Origin of the sequence: Actinospineispora spinosispora DSM 44797, from assembly GCF_000429025.1 — a bacterium.
Lineage (GTDB): Bacteria > Actinomycetota > Actinomycetes > Mycobacteriales > Pseudonocardiaceae > Pseudonocardia > Pseudonocardia spinosispora.
Genome location: NZ_AUBB01000020.1, coordinates 154,347 through 173,235, shown reverse-complemented (window position 1 = coordinate 173,235; position 18,889 = coordinate 154,347). Strand labels below are relative to the sequence as shown.

Sequence of the window (18,889 nt, the reverse complement as noted above, 5' to 3'; positions counted from 1 at the left end):
TCGCTCCAGGGAGTCCGTCATGGATAGCCAAGAGAAGCTCTTTGACTACCTCAAGAGGGCTACGGCCGAGCTTCAGGAGACCCGCAACCGGCTGCGCCAGCTGGAGGCGGCCGAGCAGGAACCGATCGCGATCGTCGGTATGGGCTGCCGGTTCCCCGGTGGTGTCCGGGACGTGGAGAGCTTCTGGGACCTCGTGGCGTCCGGCACCGACGCGGTCGGTGGTTTCCCGACCGACCGCGGCTGGGACGCACTGCGGCGCCTGCACCGGGACAGCGCGAGCGAGTTCGCCTTTCAAGGCGGTTTTGTGCACGATGCCGCACGGTTCGACGCCGGGTTCTTCGGGATCAGCCCCCGCGAGGCGCTGGCGATGGACCCCCAGCAACGGATGGTGCTGGAAGTCGCATGGGAGTCGATCGAGCGGGCGCGGATCGACCCGCGGACCCTGCGCGGTTCCTCCACCGGGGTGTTCGTCGGCGCCAGCTCCGACGGGTACGGCGAGGGCCTGGCCCAGGTGGAGAGCGGTTCGGAGGGCTACCTGCTGACCGGGACGCAGACCGCGATGATCTCGGGTCGGCTGGCCTACACCCTCGGGCTCGAGGGCCCGGCGCTGACCATCGACACGGCGTGCTCGTCCGCGCTCGTCGCCCTGCACCTGGCCGCGCAGGCCCTGCGCTCCGGCGACTGCGCGCTCGCGCTGGCCGGCGGCGTCGCCGTCATGATCACCCCCGGGGTGTTCGCGGAGTTCGCCAAGCAGCAGAGCGTGGCGGGGGACGGCCGCAGCAAGCCCTTCGCCGGCGCCGCGGACGGTATGGGGTGGGGCGAAGGCGCCGGGCTGCTCGTCCTGGAACGGGCCTCGGACGCGCGCCGCAACGGCCACCCGGTGCTGGCGTTGATCGCCGGCACCTCGGTGAACCAGGACGGCGCCAGCAACGGTCTGACCGCGCCGAACGGGCCCTCACAACAGCGTCTGATCCACGCCGCGCTGACCGACGCGCGGGTCAGGGCCGACCAGGTGGACGTGGTGGAGGCGCACGGCACCGGCACCCGCCTCGGTGACCCGATCGAGGCACAGGCGCTGCTGGCCACCTACGGTCAGCACCGGCCGGAGGGTCGCCCGCTGTGGCTGGGCTCGGTCAAGTCGAACCTCGGGCACACCCAGGCGGCGGCCGGGGCGGCCGGGATCATCAAGATGGTGCTGGCACTGCGGCACGATCTGCTGCCGCCCACCCTGCACGTCGACGTACCCACACCTGAGGTCGACTGGTCGGCGGGCGACGTCCGCCTGCTGACCGAGGCGGTGTCGTGGCCGAGGTCCGAGGCACCCCGGAGGGCGGGCGTCTCGGCGTTCGGGGTCAGCGGCACGAACGTCCATGTCATCGTCCAGGAGGCACCCTCGGACGGCGCCGCGGACAGTGAGTCGGCCGAGAGCCCCCGGTCGCCCGAGGACAGCGGCGGGCGGGCACTACCGGTGCTGTCCGAAGGCACGGCGTGGTTGGTGTCGGCGCGGACCGCGCCCGGCCTGCGGGAGCAGGCAGACCGGTTGGCCGGGTTCGTCCGGAGCCGCGGGAACGGGGCCGGCCCGGAGCTCACGGACATCGGGTGGTCGTTGGCGACGACACGGTCGACGTTCGAACACCGGGCCGTGGTGCTGGGCGCCCACCGCGACGACTTCCTGTCGGGGCTGACCGCGTTGGCGGCGGACCTGCCCGCCGGTGGCGTCGTCAGCGGGACGATGCGGGCGAGCCGGGGCCGGGTGGTGTTCGTGTTCCCGGGCCAAGGTTCGCAGTGGGTCGGGATGGGCTGGGAGCTGGCGGCGTCCAGCCCGGTGTTCGCGGCTCGGTTGGCGGAGTGCGGGCAGGCCCTGGACCCGTTCGTGGACTGGTCGTTGGACGATGTGCTGGCTGGTGGGGACGACGCGCCCGGGTTCGAGCGCGTGGATGTGGTGCAGCCGGTGTTGTGGGCGGTGATGGTGTCGCTTGCGGCGGTGTGGCAGGCGGCCGGGGTGCGTCCGGATGCGGTGGTGGGGCATTCGCAGGGTGAGATCGCCGCGGCGGTGGTGGCGGGGATCCTGTCGCTGGAGGATGCGGCGAAGGTGGTGGCGCTGCGCAGCCGGGCGCTGCTCGCGCTGTCCGGCCGGGGCGGCATGTTGTCGATCGCGGAGCCGGAGGCGACGGTAGCCACCCGGGTGCGGCCGTGGGCCGAGTCGGTGTCGGTGGCGGCGGTGAACGGCCCGGAAGCGACCGTCGTGTCGGGCACCGGGGAAGCCCTGCGGGAGATCCAGGCCGGGTGTGAGCGCGACGGAGTGCGGACGCGGTTACTGCCGGTCGACTACGCCTCGCACGGCCCGCAGGTCGACCAGCTGCGGGAGGAGATCCTCGACCGGCTGGCCGGGATCGACGCGCGCCCGGCCCGGGTGCCGATGGTGTCGGCGATGACCGGCGAGATGCTGGCCGGCCCCGAGCTCGGCCCCGAGTACTGGTACGCGAGCCTCCGGGCGCCCGTGCGGTTCTCCCGCGCCGTCGAGGCACTCCGCCGGGCGCGGCACAGTGTGTTCGTCGAGGCCTCCGGCCACCCGGTGCTGACCACAGCGATCGCCGGCACCCTCGAAGCTCTCGACGGCGACGAGCACGCAGACGGCTCGGCGCCGGTGGTGTGCGGGACGCTGCGCCGGGACGACGGCGGTCCGGCGCGGCTACTGGCCGCGCTGGCCGAGGCTCACGTCCACGGTGTGACCGTCGACTGGTCGACGGTGCTGCCGGCCGGTCAGCGAGTCGACCTGCCGACCTACGCATTCCAGCGTGAGCACTTCTGGGCGTCCCCGGCGCCGGTGCTCGACGGTGCGGGTGAGGACGACCCTGAGCGGGGCTGGCGCTACCGGGTCTCCTGGGCGGCGGTGCCCGACCCGGCCCCGGCCGTTCTGCGCGGGACGTGGCTCCTGGTGGCTCCGGCCGGTGGGCAGGGGGCGGAGCTGCTCGCCGCGTGCGTGGCGAGTCTGACCGAGTGCGGCGCGGAGGTGCTTCTCGCCGAGGTACCACCCGGCTCGGTCGACCGGATGACGCTCGCCGCCGTGATCACCGACGTCCTGGAGCGGTCGGGGCAGGCTCCGGCCGTCGCCGGCGTCGTGTCGCTGCTGGCGCTCAACGAGACCCCGCTGTCCGACCGGCCGATGGTGACCAGTGGGCTGGCCGGCACGTTGGGCCTGGTCCAGGCGCTCGGCCAGACCGGCATCGAGGCGCCGCTGTGGGTACTGACCTCCGGTGCGGTCGCCACGACACCCGGCGAGCTGCCGATCAGCCCGGCCCAGGCGCAGGTCTGGGGACTGGGCCGCGTCGCCGGCCTCGAACACCCGGACCGGTGGGGTGGCCTGCTCGATCTGCCGCCCTCGCTCGACGCCGTGGCCGCGAGCCGGCTCGGTGCGGTACTGGCCGGCTGTGGTGAGGACCAGGTGGCCCTCCGCCCGGCCGGGATCGTCGGCCGGCGCCTGGTGCACACCGAGCCACCGCGCGCGACCGGCACCTGGCGTCCCCGGGGCACCGTGTTGGTGACCGGCGCGAGTGGCGCGGTCGGCCCGCACCTGGCCGGCTGGCTCGCCGACGTCGGCGCCCCGCACGTGACACTGGTCAGCCGGCGGGGACCGATGATCCCTCAGGCGCCCGCCGCGGTCGCGGCGATGGCCGCCGCCGGAACCTCGGTCAGCCTGGTGGCCTGTGACGTGACCGAGCGTGACGCGGTCGCCGGCCTGCTGGCCTGGATCGATCGGCGTGGACCGGCACTGTCGACCGTGATCCATGGGGCGACCGCGGTCGAGCTGCTGCCCCTCTCGGACACCGGCGTAGCCGGCCTGGCCATGACCCTGGACGCGAAGGTCACCGGAGCCACACACCTGGACGAGCTGACAGCCGGTCTGGACCTGGACGCCTTCGTGCTGTTCTCGTCGATCGCGGCGATCTGGGGTGTCGGCGAGCACGGCGCGTACGCGGCGGCCAACGCCCATCTGGACGCACTGGCCGAGAACCGGCGCGCCCGTGGCCTGCCCGCGACGTCGGTGGCCTGGGGGGTGTGGAACACCGGGCAGGACTCCGACGGGCTCGACCGCGCACTGAGCGTCATCCCGGAGCGGTTGCGGCGTCAGGGGCTGCGGCTGCTCGAGCCGGCCAGGGCGCTCGCGGCACTGGGCCAGGCGCTCGCCGACGACGAGACCGTGCTGTCCGTGGCGGACGTGGACTGGCCCCGGTTCGCGGCGGTGTTCAACGCCAAGCGCTCGTGGCCGCTGCTGGCGGACATCCCCGAAGCCCAGGACGCAGGGGCCGGCCCGACCGGCCCGGCCACGGTCACCTCGGGTGCGGCGGTCGAGCTGGTGGGCCGGCTGGTGGGGGCGACGCCCGGGCAGCGGGAGCGCATCGTGGCGGACCTGGTCCGCGCCCACGCCGCCGCCGTCCTCGGCCACACCTCCTCGGCGGCCGTCGAGCCGGGGCGGGCGTTCCGGGACATGGGGTTCGACTCGCTGACGGCGGTGGAGCTGCGGGGCCGGCTGAACGAGGCGACAGGTCTGCGGCTGCCCTCGACCGTGGTGTTCGACTACCCGTCCCCGGTGATGCTGGCCCGTCAGATCATCGGCCAGCTGCTGGGTACCCAGACGGTGGCGTCGGCGGCCTCGCGCGCGGTCCCGGTCTCGGGCACCGATCCGGTGGTGATCGTCGGGATGGGCTGCCGGTTCCCCGGCGGGGTGGACGGCCCCGAGGCGTTGTGGGAGCTGCTGGCCGAGGGCGGGGACGCGATCGGGGGGTTCCCGGCCGACCGGGGTTGGGACATTGCCGGGCTCCCGGGCGGCGACTCCGCCTCGGCAGCCGACCTGGCCACAGGTGCGGGCGGGTTCGTCGGCGGGGCCGCGGACTTCGACCCGGCGTTCTTCCGGATCAGTCCGCGTGAGGCGTTGGCGATGGACCCGCAGCAGCGGCTGCTGCTGGAGACGTCCTGGGAGGCGCTGGAGCATGCCGGGCTGGACCCTGAGTCCCTGCGCGGCTCGCTGACCGGCGTGTTCGTCGGCGGGGCTTCGTCGGGCTACTCGGGACAGGCCGGGTTCGACAACGACTCGGCCGGCCACCTGATCACCGGGAACGTGACGAGTGTGATCTCGGGGCGGGTGTCCTACACCCTCGGTCTGGAGGGCCCGGCCGTCACCGTGGACACGGCGTGTTCCTCGGCGCTGGTCTCGACCCACCTGGCGGCGCAGGCGTTGCGGGCAGGCGAGTGTGATCTCGCGTTGGCCGGTGGCGTGATGGTGATCGCCGACCCTGCCGAGTTCGTCGGGTTCTCCCAGCAGGGTGCCCTGGCCGCGGACGGTCGGTGCAAGGCGTTCTCGGCCGATGCGGACGGCATGGGTCTGTCCGAGGGTGCCGGCATGGTGGTGTTGGAGCGGCTGTCGGACGCCCGACGCAACGGACACCCCGTACTGGCCGTGGTCGCGGGCAGCGCGGTGAACCAGGACGGTGCGTCCAACGGGTTGTCGGCGCCGAACGGTCCGTCGCAGCAGCGGGTGATCCGGGCCGCCCTGGCCAACGCCGGGCTGGAGCCCGCTGACGTGGACGCCGTCGAGGCCCACGGCACCGGGACGCGGCTCGGGGACCCCATCGAGGCGCAGGCGTTGCTGGCCACCTACGGACAGGGGCGCCCGGAGAACCGGCCGCTGTGGCTCGGTTCGGTGAAGTCGAACATCGGCCACGCGCAGCACGCGGCCGGAGCGGCAGGGATCCTCAAGATGGTCCTGGCGCTGCGCCACGGTCGGCTGCCGGCCACCCTGCACGCCGATGTCGCGTCGCCGAGCGTGGACTGGAGCGTCGGCGACGTTCAACTGCTGACCGAGCCGAGGGACTGGTCGGCCAACGGCAGGCCGCGTCGGGCCGGTGTGTCGTCGTTCGGGATCAGCGGCACCAACGCCCACCTCATCCTGGAAGAGCCCCCGGCCGACCCGCCAACCGAGGACCCGGCCGCCCGGGTGCCGGTGCTGCCGGACATCACGGCGTGGCTCGTATCTGGGCAGACCGCGTCCGGCCTCGTGACGCAGGTGCGGCGGCTCACCGACCACCTCGCGGCTCGTCCGGAGCTGGACCGGGTCGACGTGGGCTGGTCGTTGGCGACCACCCGGTCGATGTTCGAGCACCGTGCGGTCGTCACCGGTGCCACCGCTGAGGAGCTGCTCGACGGGTTGCGGGCGCTGGCGGCCGACGACCCGGCTCCGGGTGTGGTGACGGGTACGGCCGGCGGCTCCGGTCCGGTGGTGTTCGTGTTCCCGGGTCAGGGTTCGCAGTGGGTCGGGATGGGCCGGGAGCTGGCCGAGACCAGCCCGGTGTTCGCGGCCCGTCTGTCCGAGTGTGGGACGGCGTTGGCACCGTTTGTCGACTGGTCGTTGGACGAGGTACTGGCCGGGGCTGACGGTGCGCCGGGGTTCGACCGGGTGGATGTGGTGCAGCCGGTGTTGTGGGCGGTGATGGTGTCGCTGGCCGCGGTGTGGCGGGCGGCCGGGGTGCGTCCGGATGCGGTGGTGGGGCATTCGCAGGGTGAGATCGCGGCCGCGGTGGTGGCGGGGATCCTGTCGCTGGAGGACGCGGCGAAGGTGGTGGCGCTGCGCAGCCGGGCGCTGCTCGCGCTGTCCGGCCGGGGCGGGATGCTGTCGATCGCCGAGCCCGTCGGGGCGGTGCGCGATCGGATCACCGCCTTGCCGGGGCAGGTATCGATGGCCGCGGTGAACGGCCCGGCGGCGACGGTGGTGTCCGGTGACCTGGACGCGCTGGCCGAGGTGCTCGCCGGGTGTGAGCGCGACGGTGTCCGGGCCCGGCTGCTGCCGGTGGACTACGCCTCGCACGGCCCGCAGGTCGACCAGCTGCGGGAGGAGATCCTGCGCCTGCTGGCCGGGATCGAGCCCCGACCGGGCCGGCTCCCGATGGTCTCGGCCATGACCGGTGAGTACCTGACCGGTCCCGAGCTGGGCGCCGAGTACTGGTACGGCAGCCTGCGGGCGACCGTGGAGTTCAGCCGGGCGGTCGAGGTGCTGGGCAGCGACGGCTACGGGGTGTTCGTCGAGACCTCCGCCCACCCGGTGCTGACCGCCGCGATCACCGACACCCTCGAGGCCCTGCCGTCGGAGGACGGGTCCGAGGTATCGCGCCGGACGCCGGTGGTGACCGGGACACTGCGGCGCGACGACGGTGGCCCGGCACGGCTGATGACCTCGCTGGCCGAGGCGCACGTGCGCGGGGTGGCGGTGGACTGGGCGGCGGTGTTGCCGGTCGGCCGGCGGGTCGAGCTGCCGACCTACGCGTTCCAGCGCCAGCGGTACTGGCCCGAGCCGACTTCTGCCGCCCGCCGCGACGCGGATGCGAGGGCCACCCAGGGTGAGAACGCATTCTGGTCGGCGGTGACCGAGGGCGATGTGGACAGCGCCGCCGAGACGCTGGCTGTGGACGGTGACCGCCTGCGGGAGCTGCTGCCCGCGTTGGCGGCGTGGCGGCGCCGGGACCAGGGCGAGTCCGCTGTCGCCGACTGGCGCTACCGCATCACGTGGCGCTCGCTGCCCCCACTCGGCTCGGCGACACTCTCGGGTACCTGGCTGGTCGTGACACCCACCGGAGCCCCGTACGAGACCGTGACCGCCGAATGCCACCGGGCCCTGACCGGCCGGGGTGCGTGCGTGCAGGTCGTCGTGATCGCCGCCGACGAGCTGAGCCGGCTGGCACTGCGCGACCGCATCGCCCGGTCTCTCGACATGCTCGGGGACGGACCGGCGGTGTCCGGGATCGTGTCGTTGCTGGCCCTCGACGTGTCGCCGCTGGACGACGCATCGATAGTCGCCCGTGGGCTCGCCGGGACGATGGGTCTCGTCCAGGCACTGGGCGACGTCGAGGTGGACGTGCCGCTGTGGGTGCTCACGGTCGGCGCGGTCGCCGCCGTTGCGGGCGAGGTACCCGTCGGCCCGGTGCCGGCACAGTCCTGGGCGCTGGGACGCGTGGCCGCCCTGGAGCACCCGGACCGGTGGGGCGGGCTGGTCGACCTGCCTCCGACGTGGGACGCCAGGACAGCCGACCGGCTCGCCTCGGTACTGGCCGGCTGCGGCGAGGACCAGGTGGCGATCCGTGCCGGGGGAGTCCTCGCCCGACGGCTGGTCCGCGCACCTCGTTCGAAGCGGACGGCGCTGACCTGGTCGCCCGGTGGGAGCGTTCTGGTCACCGGCGGTACCGGCGGCGTTGGCGGGCACCTGGCGCGCTGGTTGGCCGACCGGGGCACTCGTCGGATCGTGCTGGTCAGCCGCTCCGGCCCGGGCGCGCGGGGTGCGGCGGCGCTGGCCGCCGAGGTGGCCGGAGCGGGCACCGCCGTCGCCGTGCTGGCCGGCGACGTCGGTGACCGGGCCCAGACGGCCGGTCTGTTGACCTGGATCGATGAAAACGGCCCGGCGCTGAGCTCGGTCATGCACGCGGCCGGCGCGGGTATCGGCGGCCCGCTCGACACCACGGTGCCGGCCGACCTGGCCGAGGTACTGCGGGCCAAGGCCGGCGGCGCCGGCCACCTTGACGAGCTGACGTCGGACCGCGCGCTGGACGCGTTCGTGGTGTTCTCCTCCGGGGCCTCGGCCTGGGGCAGCGCCCGGCTGTCCGGTTACGCGGCGGCCAACGCGGCGCTGGATGCCCTGGTGGAGGACCGCCGCGGTCGGGGCCTGGCCGGGACGTCGGTCGCCTGGGGACTGTGGGGCGGTGGCGGCATGGTCGGCGGCATGGCGGCGGAGGTGCTGCGGCGACTCGGCCTGCGGGAGATGGACCCCGGCCTGGCGATCGGCGCTCTGGCCGCGGTCCTGGACGCCGGGGAGGACCTGGTCACGGTCGCGGACGTCGACTGGGACCGGTTCGCCGCCATCTTCACCGTCCACCGCCCCAGCCCGCTGCTGGCCGAACTGCCTGAAGCCCGCCGGGCCCTGGCCGTGCCACCGCCGGCCGGCGAGGGCACACCGGGCGAGGCCCGGACCGAGCTGGGCCGCAGGCTGAGCGGCCTGGCCCCGGTCGAGCAGGAACGGCTTCTCACCGATCTCGTGCGGGCTCAGGTCGCCGCCGTGCTCGGACACACGTCGCCCGACGCGGTATCGGCGGACCGGCCGTTCAAGGACCTCGGCTTCGACTCGATCACCGCCGTCGATCTGCGCGGCCGGCTGAACACGGCAACCGGCCTGACCCTGCCGGCAACCCTCGTCTTCGACTACCCCACCCCCGCCGATGCCGTGCGGTTCCTGCGGGCCGAACTGCTCGGCATCCTGGCCACACCCTCGGTGCCGGTCACCGTCCGAACTTTCGCCGACGACCCGATTGCGATCGTCGGGATGGGGTGTCGGTTCCCGGGTGGTGTGCGGGAGCCGGAGGAGTTGTGGGATCTGTTGGTGGCGGGGACCGATGCCATTTCGGGGTTTCCTACGGATCGGGGTTGGGATTCGGACGGTCTGTATGCGGGTGTGGATGCTGAGGCGTCGACGACTCGGGTGGGTGGGTTCATCTATGACGCGGCGGAGTTCGATCCGGGGTTTTTCGGGATTAGTCCGCGAGAGGCGTTGACGATGGATCCGCAGCAGCGGTTGTTGTTGGAGACGGCGTGGGAGGCGGTGGAGCGGGCTGGTATCAGTCCGGCTTCGTTGAAGGGATCCGCAACCGGGGTGTTCGCCGGCGCCGGTTTCGGCGGCTACGGGCTCGGGCTGTCGGAGGAAGCCGGCACGGAGGGCTACCAGCTGATCGGCAGCCTGACGTCGGTCATCTCGGGCCGCGTGTCCTACACGTTGGGGCTGGAGGGCCCCGCGGTGACGGTGGACACCGCGTGCTCGTCGTCGCTGGTGGCGATCCATCTGGCATGCCAGGCGCTGCGGGCGGGTGAGTGCTCGATGGCACTGGCAGGCGGCGTGGCGGTCATGGCCTCACCGGGTGCGTTCGCGGAGTTCTCCCATCAGCAGGGCATGGCGTTCGACGGGCGGTGCAAGGCGTTCGCGGCCGACGCCGATGGCATCGGATGGGGCGAGGGCGCCGGGATGCTGGTGCTGGAGCGGCTGTCCGACGCCCGCCGCAACGGCCACCGGGTGTTGGCGGTCATCGCGGGTAGTGCGATGAACCAGGACGGTGCGTCGAACGGGTTGACCGCGCCGAACGGGCCGTCGCAGCAGCGGGTGATCCGGAACGCTCTCGCGAGCGCCGGGTTGCGCACGGACGAGGTCGACGTGGTGGAGGCGCACGGTACGGGGACGGTGCTGGGTGACCCGATCGAGGCGCAGGCGCTGCTGGCGACCTACGGACAGGACCGGCCGGAGAACCAGCCGCTGTGGTTGGGGTCGGTGAAGTCGAACATCGGACATACCCAGACCGCGGCCGGGGTGGCCGGGATCATCAAGATGGTGCTCGCGCTCGGTCATGAGCAGCTGCCCCGCACCCTGCACGCCCAGCAGCCCAGCCCGCACGTGGACTGGTCGGCCGGCGACGTGCAGCTGCTGACCGAGCCGGTCGACTGGCCGGCCAACGGCCGTCCCCGCCGCGCCGGGGTGTCGGCGTTCGGGGTCAGCGGCACCAACGTGCACACCATTCTCGAAGAAGCACCGCCGGTGCCGTCCGAGGGAATCGAACCCTCGGCCGAGGATCCGGCCGACCGGGACGGGACGGGTGCCGGTCTGCCGGTGTTGACCGGGACGACAACGGCGTGGCTGGTGTCCGCTCGCGGTGGCGCGGCGTTGGCGGCGCAGGCAGGCCGACTGACCGAGTTCGTCGGTGCGCGCGCGGACCTCGACGTGGCGCGGGTGGCGTGGTCACTGGTGAGCACGCGGTCGGTGTTCGAGCACCGCGCGGTCGTGACCGGCGCCGGTCGGGCGGAGCTGTTGTCCGGCATGGCGTCCGTGGCCGCTGGCGAGCCTTCGGCCGGGGCGGTCACCGGTGCGGTCCGACCCGGGGGCGGCCCGGACCGGGTGGTGTTCGTTTTCCCCGGTCAGGGTTCGCAATGGGTCGGCATGGGACGGGAGCTGGCGGCGTCCAGCCCGGTGTTCGCTGCTCGGTTGGCCGAGTGCGAGCAGGCGCTGGCGCCGTTCGTGGACTGGTCGCTGGACGACGTGTTGGCCGGTCGGGAAGGCGCGCCCGGGTTCGACCGGGTGGATGTGGTGCAGCCGGCGCTGTGGGCGGTGATGGTGTCGCTCGCGGCCGTGTGGCAGGCGGCCGGCGTGCGGCCCGACGCCGTGTTGGGGCATTCGCAGGGTGAGATCGCGGCCGCGGTGGTGGCGGGGATCCTGTCGCTGGAGGACGCGGCGAAGGTGGTGGCGCTGCGCAGCCGGGCGCTGCTCGCGCTGTCCGGGCGGGGCGGCATGCTGTCGGTCGCCGAGCCCGTCGGGGCGGTGCGCGATCGGATCACCGCCTTGCCGGGGCAGGTATCGATGGCCGCGGTGAACGGCCCGGCGGCGACGGTGGTGTCCGGTGACCTGGACGCGCTGGCCGAGGTGCTCGCCGGGTGTGAGCGCGATGGTGTCCGGGCGCGGCTGTTGCCGGTGGACTACGCCTCGCACGGCCCGCAGGTCGACCGGCTGCGGGAGGAGATCCTGGGCCTGCTTGCCGGGATCGAGCCCCGCGCGGGTCGGCTCCCGATGGTCTCGGCGATGACCGGTGAGTACCTGGCCGGTCCCGAGCTGGGCGCCGAGTACTGGTACGCCAGCCTTCGGGCCACCGTGGAGTTCAGTCGGGCGGTCGAGGTGCTGGGCAGGTCCGGGTACGGGGTGTTCGTCGAGACTTCGCCGCATCCGGTGCTGACCACCCCCGTCACAGCGACGCTGGAGGACCTCGCCGACTCCGAGGCGACCGACGGTCCGTCGCCGATCGTGGCCGGGACGCTGCGGCGCGACGACGGCGGCCCGGCGCGGCTGCTGGCCTCACTGGCCGAGGTGCACGTACGTGGTGTCCAGGTGGACTGGCCGGCAGTGGTCCCGGCCGAGCCCTGGGTGGAACTGCCCACGTACGTGTTCCAGCGGCAGCGGTACTGGCCCAAGCCGACCCCGGCAGCGGTCGACGGCGGAGGTGCTTCACCGGGCGAGGACCGGTTCTGGTCCGCGGTCGAAGCCGGTGATCTCGACGGGCTCTCGCGGACCCTGTCGGTGGACGGTACGACGCTGCGCGACGTGATGCCGGCGCTGGCGTCGTGGCGACAGCGGGAACAGCACGACTCGCTGACCGCCGACTGGCGCTACCGGATCGCGTGGACACCCCTGCGTGAGCCCGGCCCGGCCGTGCTGTCCGGCCGCTGGCTGGTCGTCGTGCCGGCCACCCTGGCCGACGATGACCTGGCCGCTGCCGTCGAGCGGACGCTGACGGGCCGAGGTGCCGACGTCGTGCGCGTCGAGCTGCCCGCGACCGATCCGGACCGGCTCTCGCTGGCCGCCCGGCTCGACGACGCGCTCGGCTCGACACCGCCGGCCGGGGTCCTGTCCCTGCTCGGACTGGATGAGACCGCGCTGGCATCTCGACCATTGGTCCCGACCGGAGTCGCCGGCACCCTGGCGCTGCTGCAGGCGCTGGGTGATGCCGGGATGAACGCGCCGCTCTGGGCCGTCACCCGGGGTGCGGTCAGCACCGGCGACGGTGACGTGCTGGCCAGCCCGGTGCAGGCCCAGGTGTGGGGCCTCGGCCGAACAGCCGGAGTGGAGCACCCGGACCGGTGGGGAGGCCTGGTCGACCTGCCGCCGGTGCCGGACGAGCGGGCGATGACCCGGCTGGTCGGGGTGCTGGCCGACGGCGGCGAGGACCAGGTCGCGATCCGGCCAGGGGGCCTGCTGGCCCGGCGGCTCGCCAGGGCGGCCCGACGTCGTCACGACCGCGGCACATGGGTGCCGCGCGGCACGGTGTTGCTCACCGGCGCCAGCGGCGCGATCGGACCCGACCTGGCCGCATGGCTGGCCGGGTGCGGCGTGCCGCACGCGGTGCTGTCGAGTCGCGGAGGACCGGGGACCCGGGGCGCGGCCGCACTGGCCGCCCGGCTGGCCGAGGCCGGTTCGGCGGTCACGATGGTCGCCTGCGACGTCACCGAGCGGGCCTCGGTCGCCGGACTGCTGGCCTGGATCGACCGGCACGGACCAGCCCTGTGCGCGGTGATCCACGGGGCGGTCGCGGTCGAGCTGACCACCCTCGACCGGACCGAGGTCGACCACCTCGCCCTCACCCTGGGCGCCAAGGTCGACGGCGCGCGGCACCTGGACGAGCTGACCGCCGACCGGGAGCTGGACGCGTTCGTGCTGTTCTCCTCGATCGCGGCCACCTGGGGTGTCGGTGAGCACGGCGCGTACGCCGCCGCGAACGCGCACCTGGACGCGTTGGCGGAGAACCGGCGGGCTCGTGGTCTGCCGGCGACGTCGGTGGCGTGGGGGGTGTGGAGCTCGGGTGGTCGGTTCGAGGAGTCGAACACCGAGGCGGACCGGGCACTGAGCTTGATCCCGGAGCGGTTGCGGCGTCAGGGGCTGCGGTTGCTGGACCCGGTGCGGGCGCTGGATGTGCTCGGTCAGGTTCTTGCCGACGACGAGACCGTGCTGTCGGTTGCGGACGTGGACTGGCCGAGGTTCTCGGCGGTGTTCAACGCGGCCCGGTCATGGCCGCTGCTGGCGGAGATCCCCGAAGCTCGTCAGGTGGCCACCGACGCGATGGTGCCGGTGGTGGCCTCGGGGGACGGTGCGGCACTGTTGGAGCGGCTGGTCGGCGTACCACCGGCGCAGCGCGAGCGGATCGTCACCGAGCTCGTCAGCGGCCACGCGGCGGCGGTACTCGGTCACGGTTCGGCCGAGGACGTCGAGGCCGCCAGGGCGTTCCGGGACATGGGATTCGACTCGCTCACCGCGGTCGACCTGCGGGGCAGGTTGAACCAGGCGACTGGCCTGCAGCTGGCATCGACGGTGGTGTTCGACTACCCGTCCCCGGTCATGCTCGCCCGCCGGATCGTGGCCCAGCTGATGGGCGGCCAACCATCGGAGACGGCGGCGTCGCGGGTGACTCCGGTGTCGGCGACCGATCCGGTGGTGGTCGTCGGGATGGGGTGCCGCTTCCCGGGTGAGGTGGACAGCCCCGAGGCGTTCTGGCGGCTGCTGTCCACCGGTGGGGACGCCATCGGCGGGTTCCCGACCGATCGGGGCTGGGACGTCGCCGCGCTGCTCGACGGTGCCCCCGGCACCGCGGGCGCCTCGGCCACCGGAGAAGGCGGGTTCGTCAGCGGCGCGGCGGACTTCGACCCGGCGTTCTTCCGGATCAGCCCGCGTGAGGCGTTGGCGATGGACCCGCAGCAGCGGCTGCTGCTGGAGACCTCGTGGGAGGCGCTGGAGCACGCCGGGCTGGACCCTGAGTCCCTGCGCGGCTCGCTGACCGGGGTGTTCGCCGGCGCGGCCGGCTCGGGGTACGCGGGGCAGTCCGGGTTCGACGACGACTCGGCCGGCCACCTGGTGACCGGGAACGTGACGAGTGTGATCTCGGGGCGGGTGTCGTACACGCTCGGGCTGGAGGGTCCGGCCGTCACCGTGGACACGGCGTGTTCGTCGGCGTTGGTGTCACTGCATCTGGCGGCGCAGGCGTTGCGCGCTGGTGAGTGTGACCTGGCGTTGGCCGGTGGGGTGATGGTGATCGCGGACCCCGCCGAGTTCGTCGGGTTCTCCCGGCAGGGTGCCCTGGCCGCGGACGGTCGGTGTAGGGCGTTCTCAGCCGAAGCGGACGGCATGGGCCTGGCCGAGGGCGCGGGGATGGTCGTGCTGGAGCGGCTGTCCGACGCGCGCCGCAACGGGCACTCGGTGCTGGCTGTGGTGGCCGGTAGTGCGGTGAACCAGGACGGGGCGTCGAACGGGTTGTCGGCGCCGAACGGCCCGTCGCAGCAGCGGGTGATCCGGGCGGCGTTGGCGAGTGCGGGGTTGGAGCCCGCCGATGTGGACGCGGTGGAGGCCCATGGCACCGGGACGCGGCTCGGGGATCCGATCGAGGCGCAGGCGTTGCTGGCCACCTACGGGCAGGGGCGCCCGGAGGGCCGGCCGTTGTGGCTGGGTTCGGTCAAGTCGAACATCGGTCACGCGCAGCAGGCCGCCGGGGCGGCGGGTGTGATCAAGATGGTGCTGGCGTTGCGGCACGGGTTGTTGCCGGCGACGTTGCACGCGGGGACCGCATCGCCGCGGGTGGACTGGTCGGCCGGGGATGTCGAGCTGTTGGCCGAGCCCATCGAGTGGACGGCGAATGGCAGGCCGCGGCGGGCCGGGGTGTCGGCGTTCGGGATCAGCGGCACCAACGCCCACCTCATCCTCGAAGAACCCCCGGCCGACGACGAGCAACCGGCCGACAGCGCCTCGACGGAGCCGGCCCCGGTGCTGTCGAACGCCTCGGCGTGGTTGGTATCGAGCCAGAGCAGGACCGGGCTCCTCGAGCAGACCCGACGACTGACCGACCACCTCACGAGCCACCCGGAGCTCGAGCCCACGGACGTGGCCTGGTCACTGGCCACCACCCGGTCGACGTTCGAGCACCGCGCGGTGGTCACCGGCACCACCGGTGACGACCTACTGGCCGGGCTGCGGGCGCTGGCGGCGAGCCGTGCCGCGCCTTCGGTGGTCACCGGTGTGGCCGGCGGCGCCGCCCCACTGGTGTTCGTGTTCCCGGGTCAGGGCTCACAGTGGCCGGGCATGGGGCGGGAGCTGGCCGAGAGCAGCCCCTTCTTCGCGGCCCGCCTGGCCGAGTGCGGACGGGCGCTGGCGCCGTACGTCGACTGGTCGCTCGTCGATGTACTGGCTGGTCGGGAGGGTGCGCCCGAATTCGACCGGGTCGATGTGGTGCAGCCGGCGTTGTGGGCGGTGATGGTGTCGCTGGCCGCGGTGTGGCAGGCGGCCGGTGTGGTGCCGGATGCGGTGGTGGGGCATTCGCAGGGTGAGATCGCGGCGGCCGTGGTGGCCGGGATCCTGTCGCTGGAGGACGCGGCGAAGGTGGTGGCGCTGCGCAGCCAGGCACTGACCGCGCTGTCCGGGCGGGGCGGCATGCTCTCCGTCGCGGAGTCCGTCGACGCCGTATCCGACCGGATCGCCCCCTGGGCCGACCAGGTCGCGGTCGCCGCGGTCAACGGCCCCGCCGCCACCGTCGTCTCGGGCGACCCGGGTGCACTGGCGGAGGTACTGGCCGGCTGCGAGCACGACGGAGTCCGCGCCCGGATGCTGCCGGTGGACTACGCCTCGCACGGCCCGCAGGTCGACGACATCCGCGATGACGTACTGCGTCTGCTGGGCGCCGTCACGCCGCGTCCCGCCCTGATCCCCATGGTCTCCGCGATGACCGGCGAGTACCTGAGCGGCCCGGAACTGGACGCCGAGTACTGGTACGCCAGCCTGCGGGCGACCGTCCAGTTCTCCCGAGCGACCGAGGTACTGGGCCGGGATGGCTACGGCGTGTACATCGAGACCTCCGCGCACCCCGTGCTGACCGGCGCGATCACCGACACCCTGGAACGCCGGCGGCAGGAGTCCGGGGGAGCGGCGCGGGAACCCGTCGTCACCGGAACTCTGCGCCGCGACGACGGCGGGCCCGCGCGGGTGCTCGCCTCACTGGCCGAGGCACACGCCCACGGTGTCGCCGTTGACTGGTCCTCGGTCCTACCGGCCGGCCGGCGGATCGAGCTGCCGACCTACGCCTTCCAACGTGAGCGGTACTGGCCCCAACCGACCGGCGCAGCGGCCACCACCGTGCCGGCCGCCGAGCGCGGATTCTGGGCCGCGGTGCAGGACGGCGACCTGGCCGGCCTGTCCCATACCCTCGACGTCGACGAGCGGCACCTGCACGAGGTGCTCCCTGCGCTCGCGGCATGGCGGCGGCGGGAGAGCGGCGCGTCCACCGTGGATGATTGGCGCTACCGCATCACCTGGCGGTCGCTCCCTCCGCTCGCCGCGGCCGCACTGTCGGGTGGCTGGCTGGTGGTGGTGCCGGCGGGAGCGGCGGACCACTCGCCGGTCGACGACTGCGTCGAGGCACTGACCGACCGGGGCGCGCGGGTGTGGCTCGTCGAGATCGGGCCGGGAGAGTACGACAGGCAGTCGCTGCGCCGTCGCCTCACGGCAGCGGCCGGTGAGTGCGGTGACAGACCCTCGGGCATCGTGTCGCTGCTGGCACTCGACGAGTCGCTCGCCGAAGGGTCGCCGGTGCTGGCGACGGGGCTGGTCGCCACCATGGGACTGGTTCAGGCGCTGGGCGACGCGGAGATCTCCGCGCCGTTGTGGGTGCTGACCTCGGGAGCGGTCGCGGCCGTCGCCGGTGAGGTGCCGGTCAGCCCGCTGCCCGCGCAGACCTGGGCGTTCGGCCGGGTCGCCGCTCTGGAACACCCGGACCGATGGGGTGGCCTGATCGACCTGCCCCCGGTGTGGGACGCGCGCACAGCTGATCGGTTGACCTCGGTACTGGCCGGCCGGGGTGAGGACCAGGTGGCCGTGCGTTCCGGTGGAGCACTGGGACGGCGGCTGGTGCGGGCCCCGAGAGTGGCAGGCAAGGGCTGGAAACCCGGCGGCAGTGTGCTGGTCACCGGCGGAACGGGCGGAGTGGGTGGGCATGTGGCCCGCTGGTTGACCCGGCGGGAGGTGTCCCGGCTGGTGCTGTCGAGTCGCTCCGGTCCGGCCGCGCCCGGGGTCGCCACCCTGGCGGCCGAACTGGCCGGGGCAGGGACGACGGTGGCTGTGCTCGCCGGCGACATCGGGCGCCGGGAGGAGGTCGCCGCTCTGGTGCGCTGGATCGGCACCACCGGCCCCGGACTGAGTTCGGTGATGCACGCCGCTGGCGCCGGGCTGGGCGGAGCGATCGACGGGATGAGTCCGGCCGACCTCGTCGAGGTGATGCAGGCCAAGGTCGGCGGTGCCCATTACCTGGACGAGGTCACCGCAGACCTGGCGCTCGACGCCTTCGTGGCGTTCTCCTCCGGCGCGGCCGCCTGGGGCAGCACCCAGCTGTCCGGCTACGCGGCCGCCAACGCGGCACTGGACGCCCTCGTCGAGGATCGCCGGGCGCGGGGCCTGGCCGGCACCTCGGTGGCCTGGGGTCTGTGGGGCGGCGGCGGCATGGGCGAGGGCCTGGCCGGCGAGACGTTGCAGCGTCTCGGCCTACGGGAGATGGACCCGGAGCCGGCGGTCGCGGCGCTCGCCGGCGTGTTGGACGCCGGCGAGGACCTGGTCGCGGTGTCGGACATCGACTGGGCCCGGTTCGCGCCGATCTTCACCGTCCAGCGACCCAGCCCGCTGCTGGCCGACCTCGACGAAGCCCAACGAGCCCTCGGCGAGATCGACACCCCCGACGCCGACAACGCCGAGCCGGACGGAGCGGTCCTGACCCAACGGCTGGCGGGACTCGGCCGCGCAGAGCAGGACCGGGTCCTCACCGACCTCGTCCGGACCGAGGCAGGCGCCGTGCTCGGCTACGGATCAGCCGACGCGGTACCGGCGGACCGGCCGTTCAAGGACCTCGGATTCGACTCGATCACCGCCGTCGACCTGCGCAGCCGGCTGAACGCCGCAACCGGGCTCAGGCTGCCGGCCACGCTCGTCTTCGACTACCCGACACCCGCCGCACTGGCCGACCACATCCGGGCGACGGCCGGCAACGAACAGACCGACTACGCCATCGCCGTGGCGGAGCTCAAGAAACTGCAAGCCGTCCTCTCCAGGAGCACCTGGAACAGCGAAGAACGGTTCGACATCACGTCCCGGCTCGAATCGATCGGCCAGGAACTGCGTGCGCACCTGAACGGCGACGACCCGGAAACAGATCACGAGCTCGAGTCGGCAACCGACGACGAGATGTTCGACTTCGTCGAAAAAGAACTTCGCGCCGCCGATTTCGATTAGTCACAAGACCTC

Annotated in this window: 1 protein-coding gene; it reads left to right on the top strand. The window is 73.4% G+C overall.

Annotated features, from left to right (window positions below; genetic code table 11):
• The first annotated feature begins 19 nt into the window (after positions 1–19).
• Positions 20–18,877 (top strand): type I polyketide synthase, encoded by an 18,858-nt coding sequence (locus G406_RS45355; protein WP_037075676.1) that lies wholly within the window; start codon positions 20–22, stop codon positions 18,875–18,877.
• Positions 18,878–18,889: the final 12 nt, after the last annotated feature.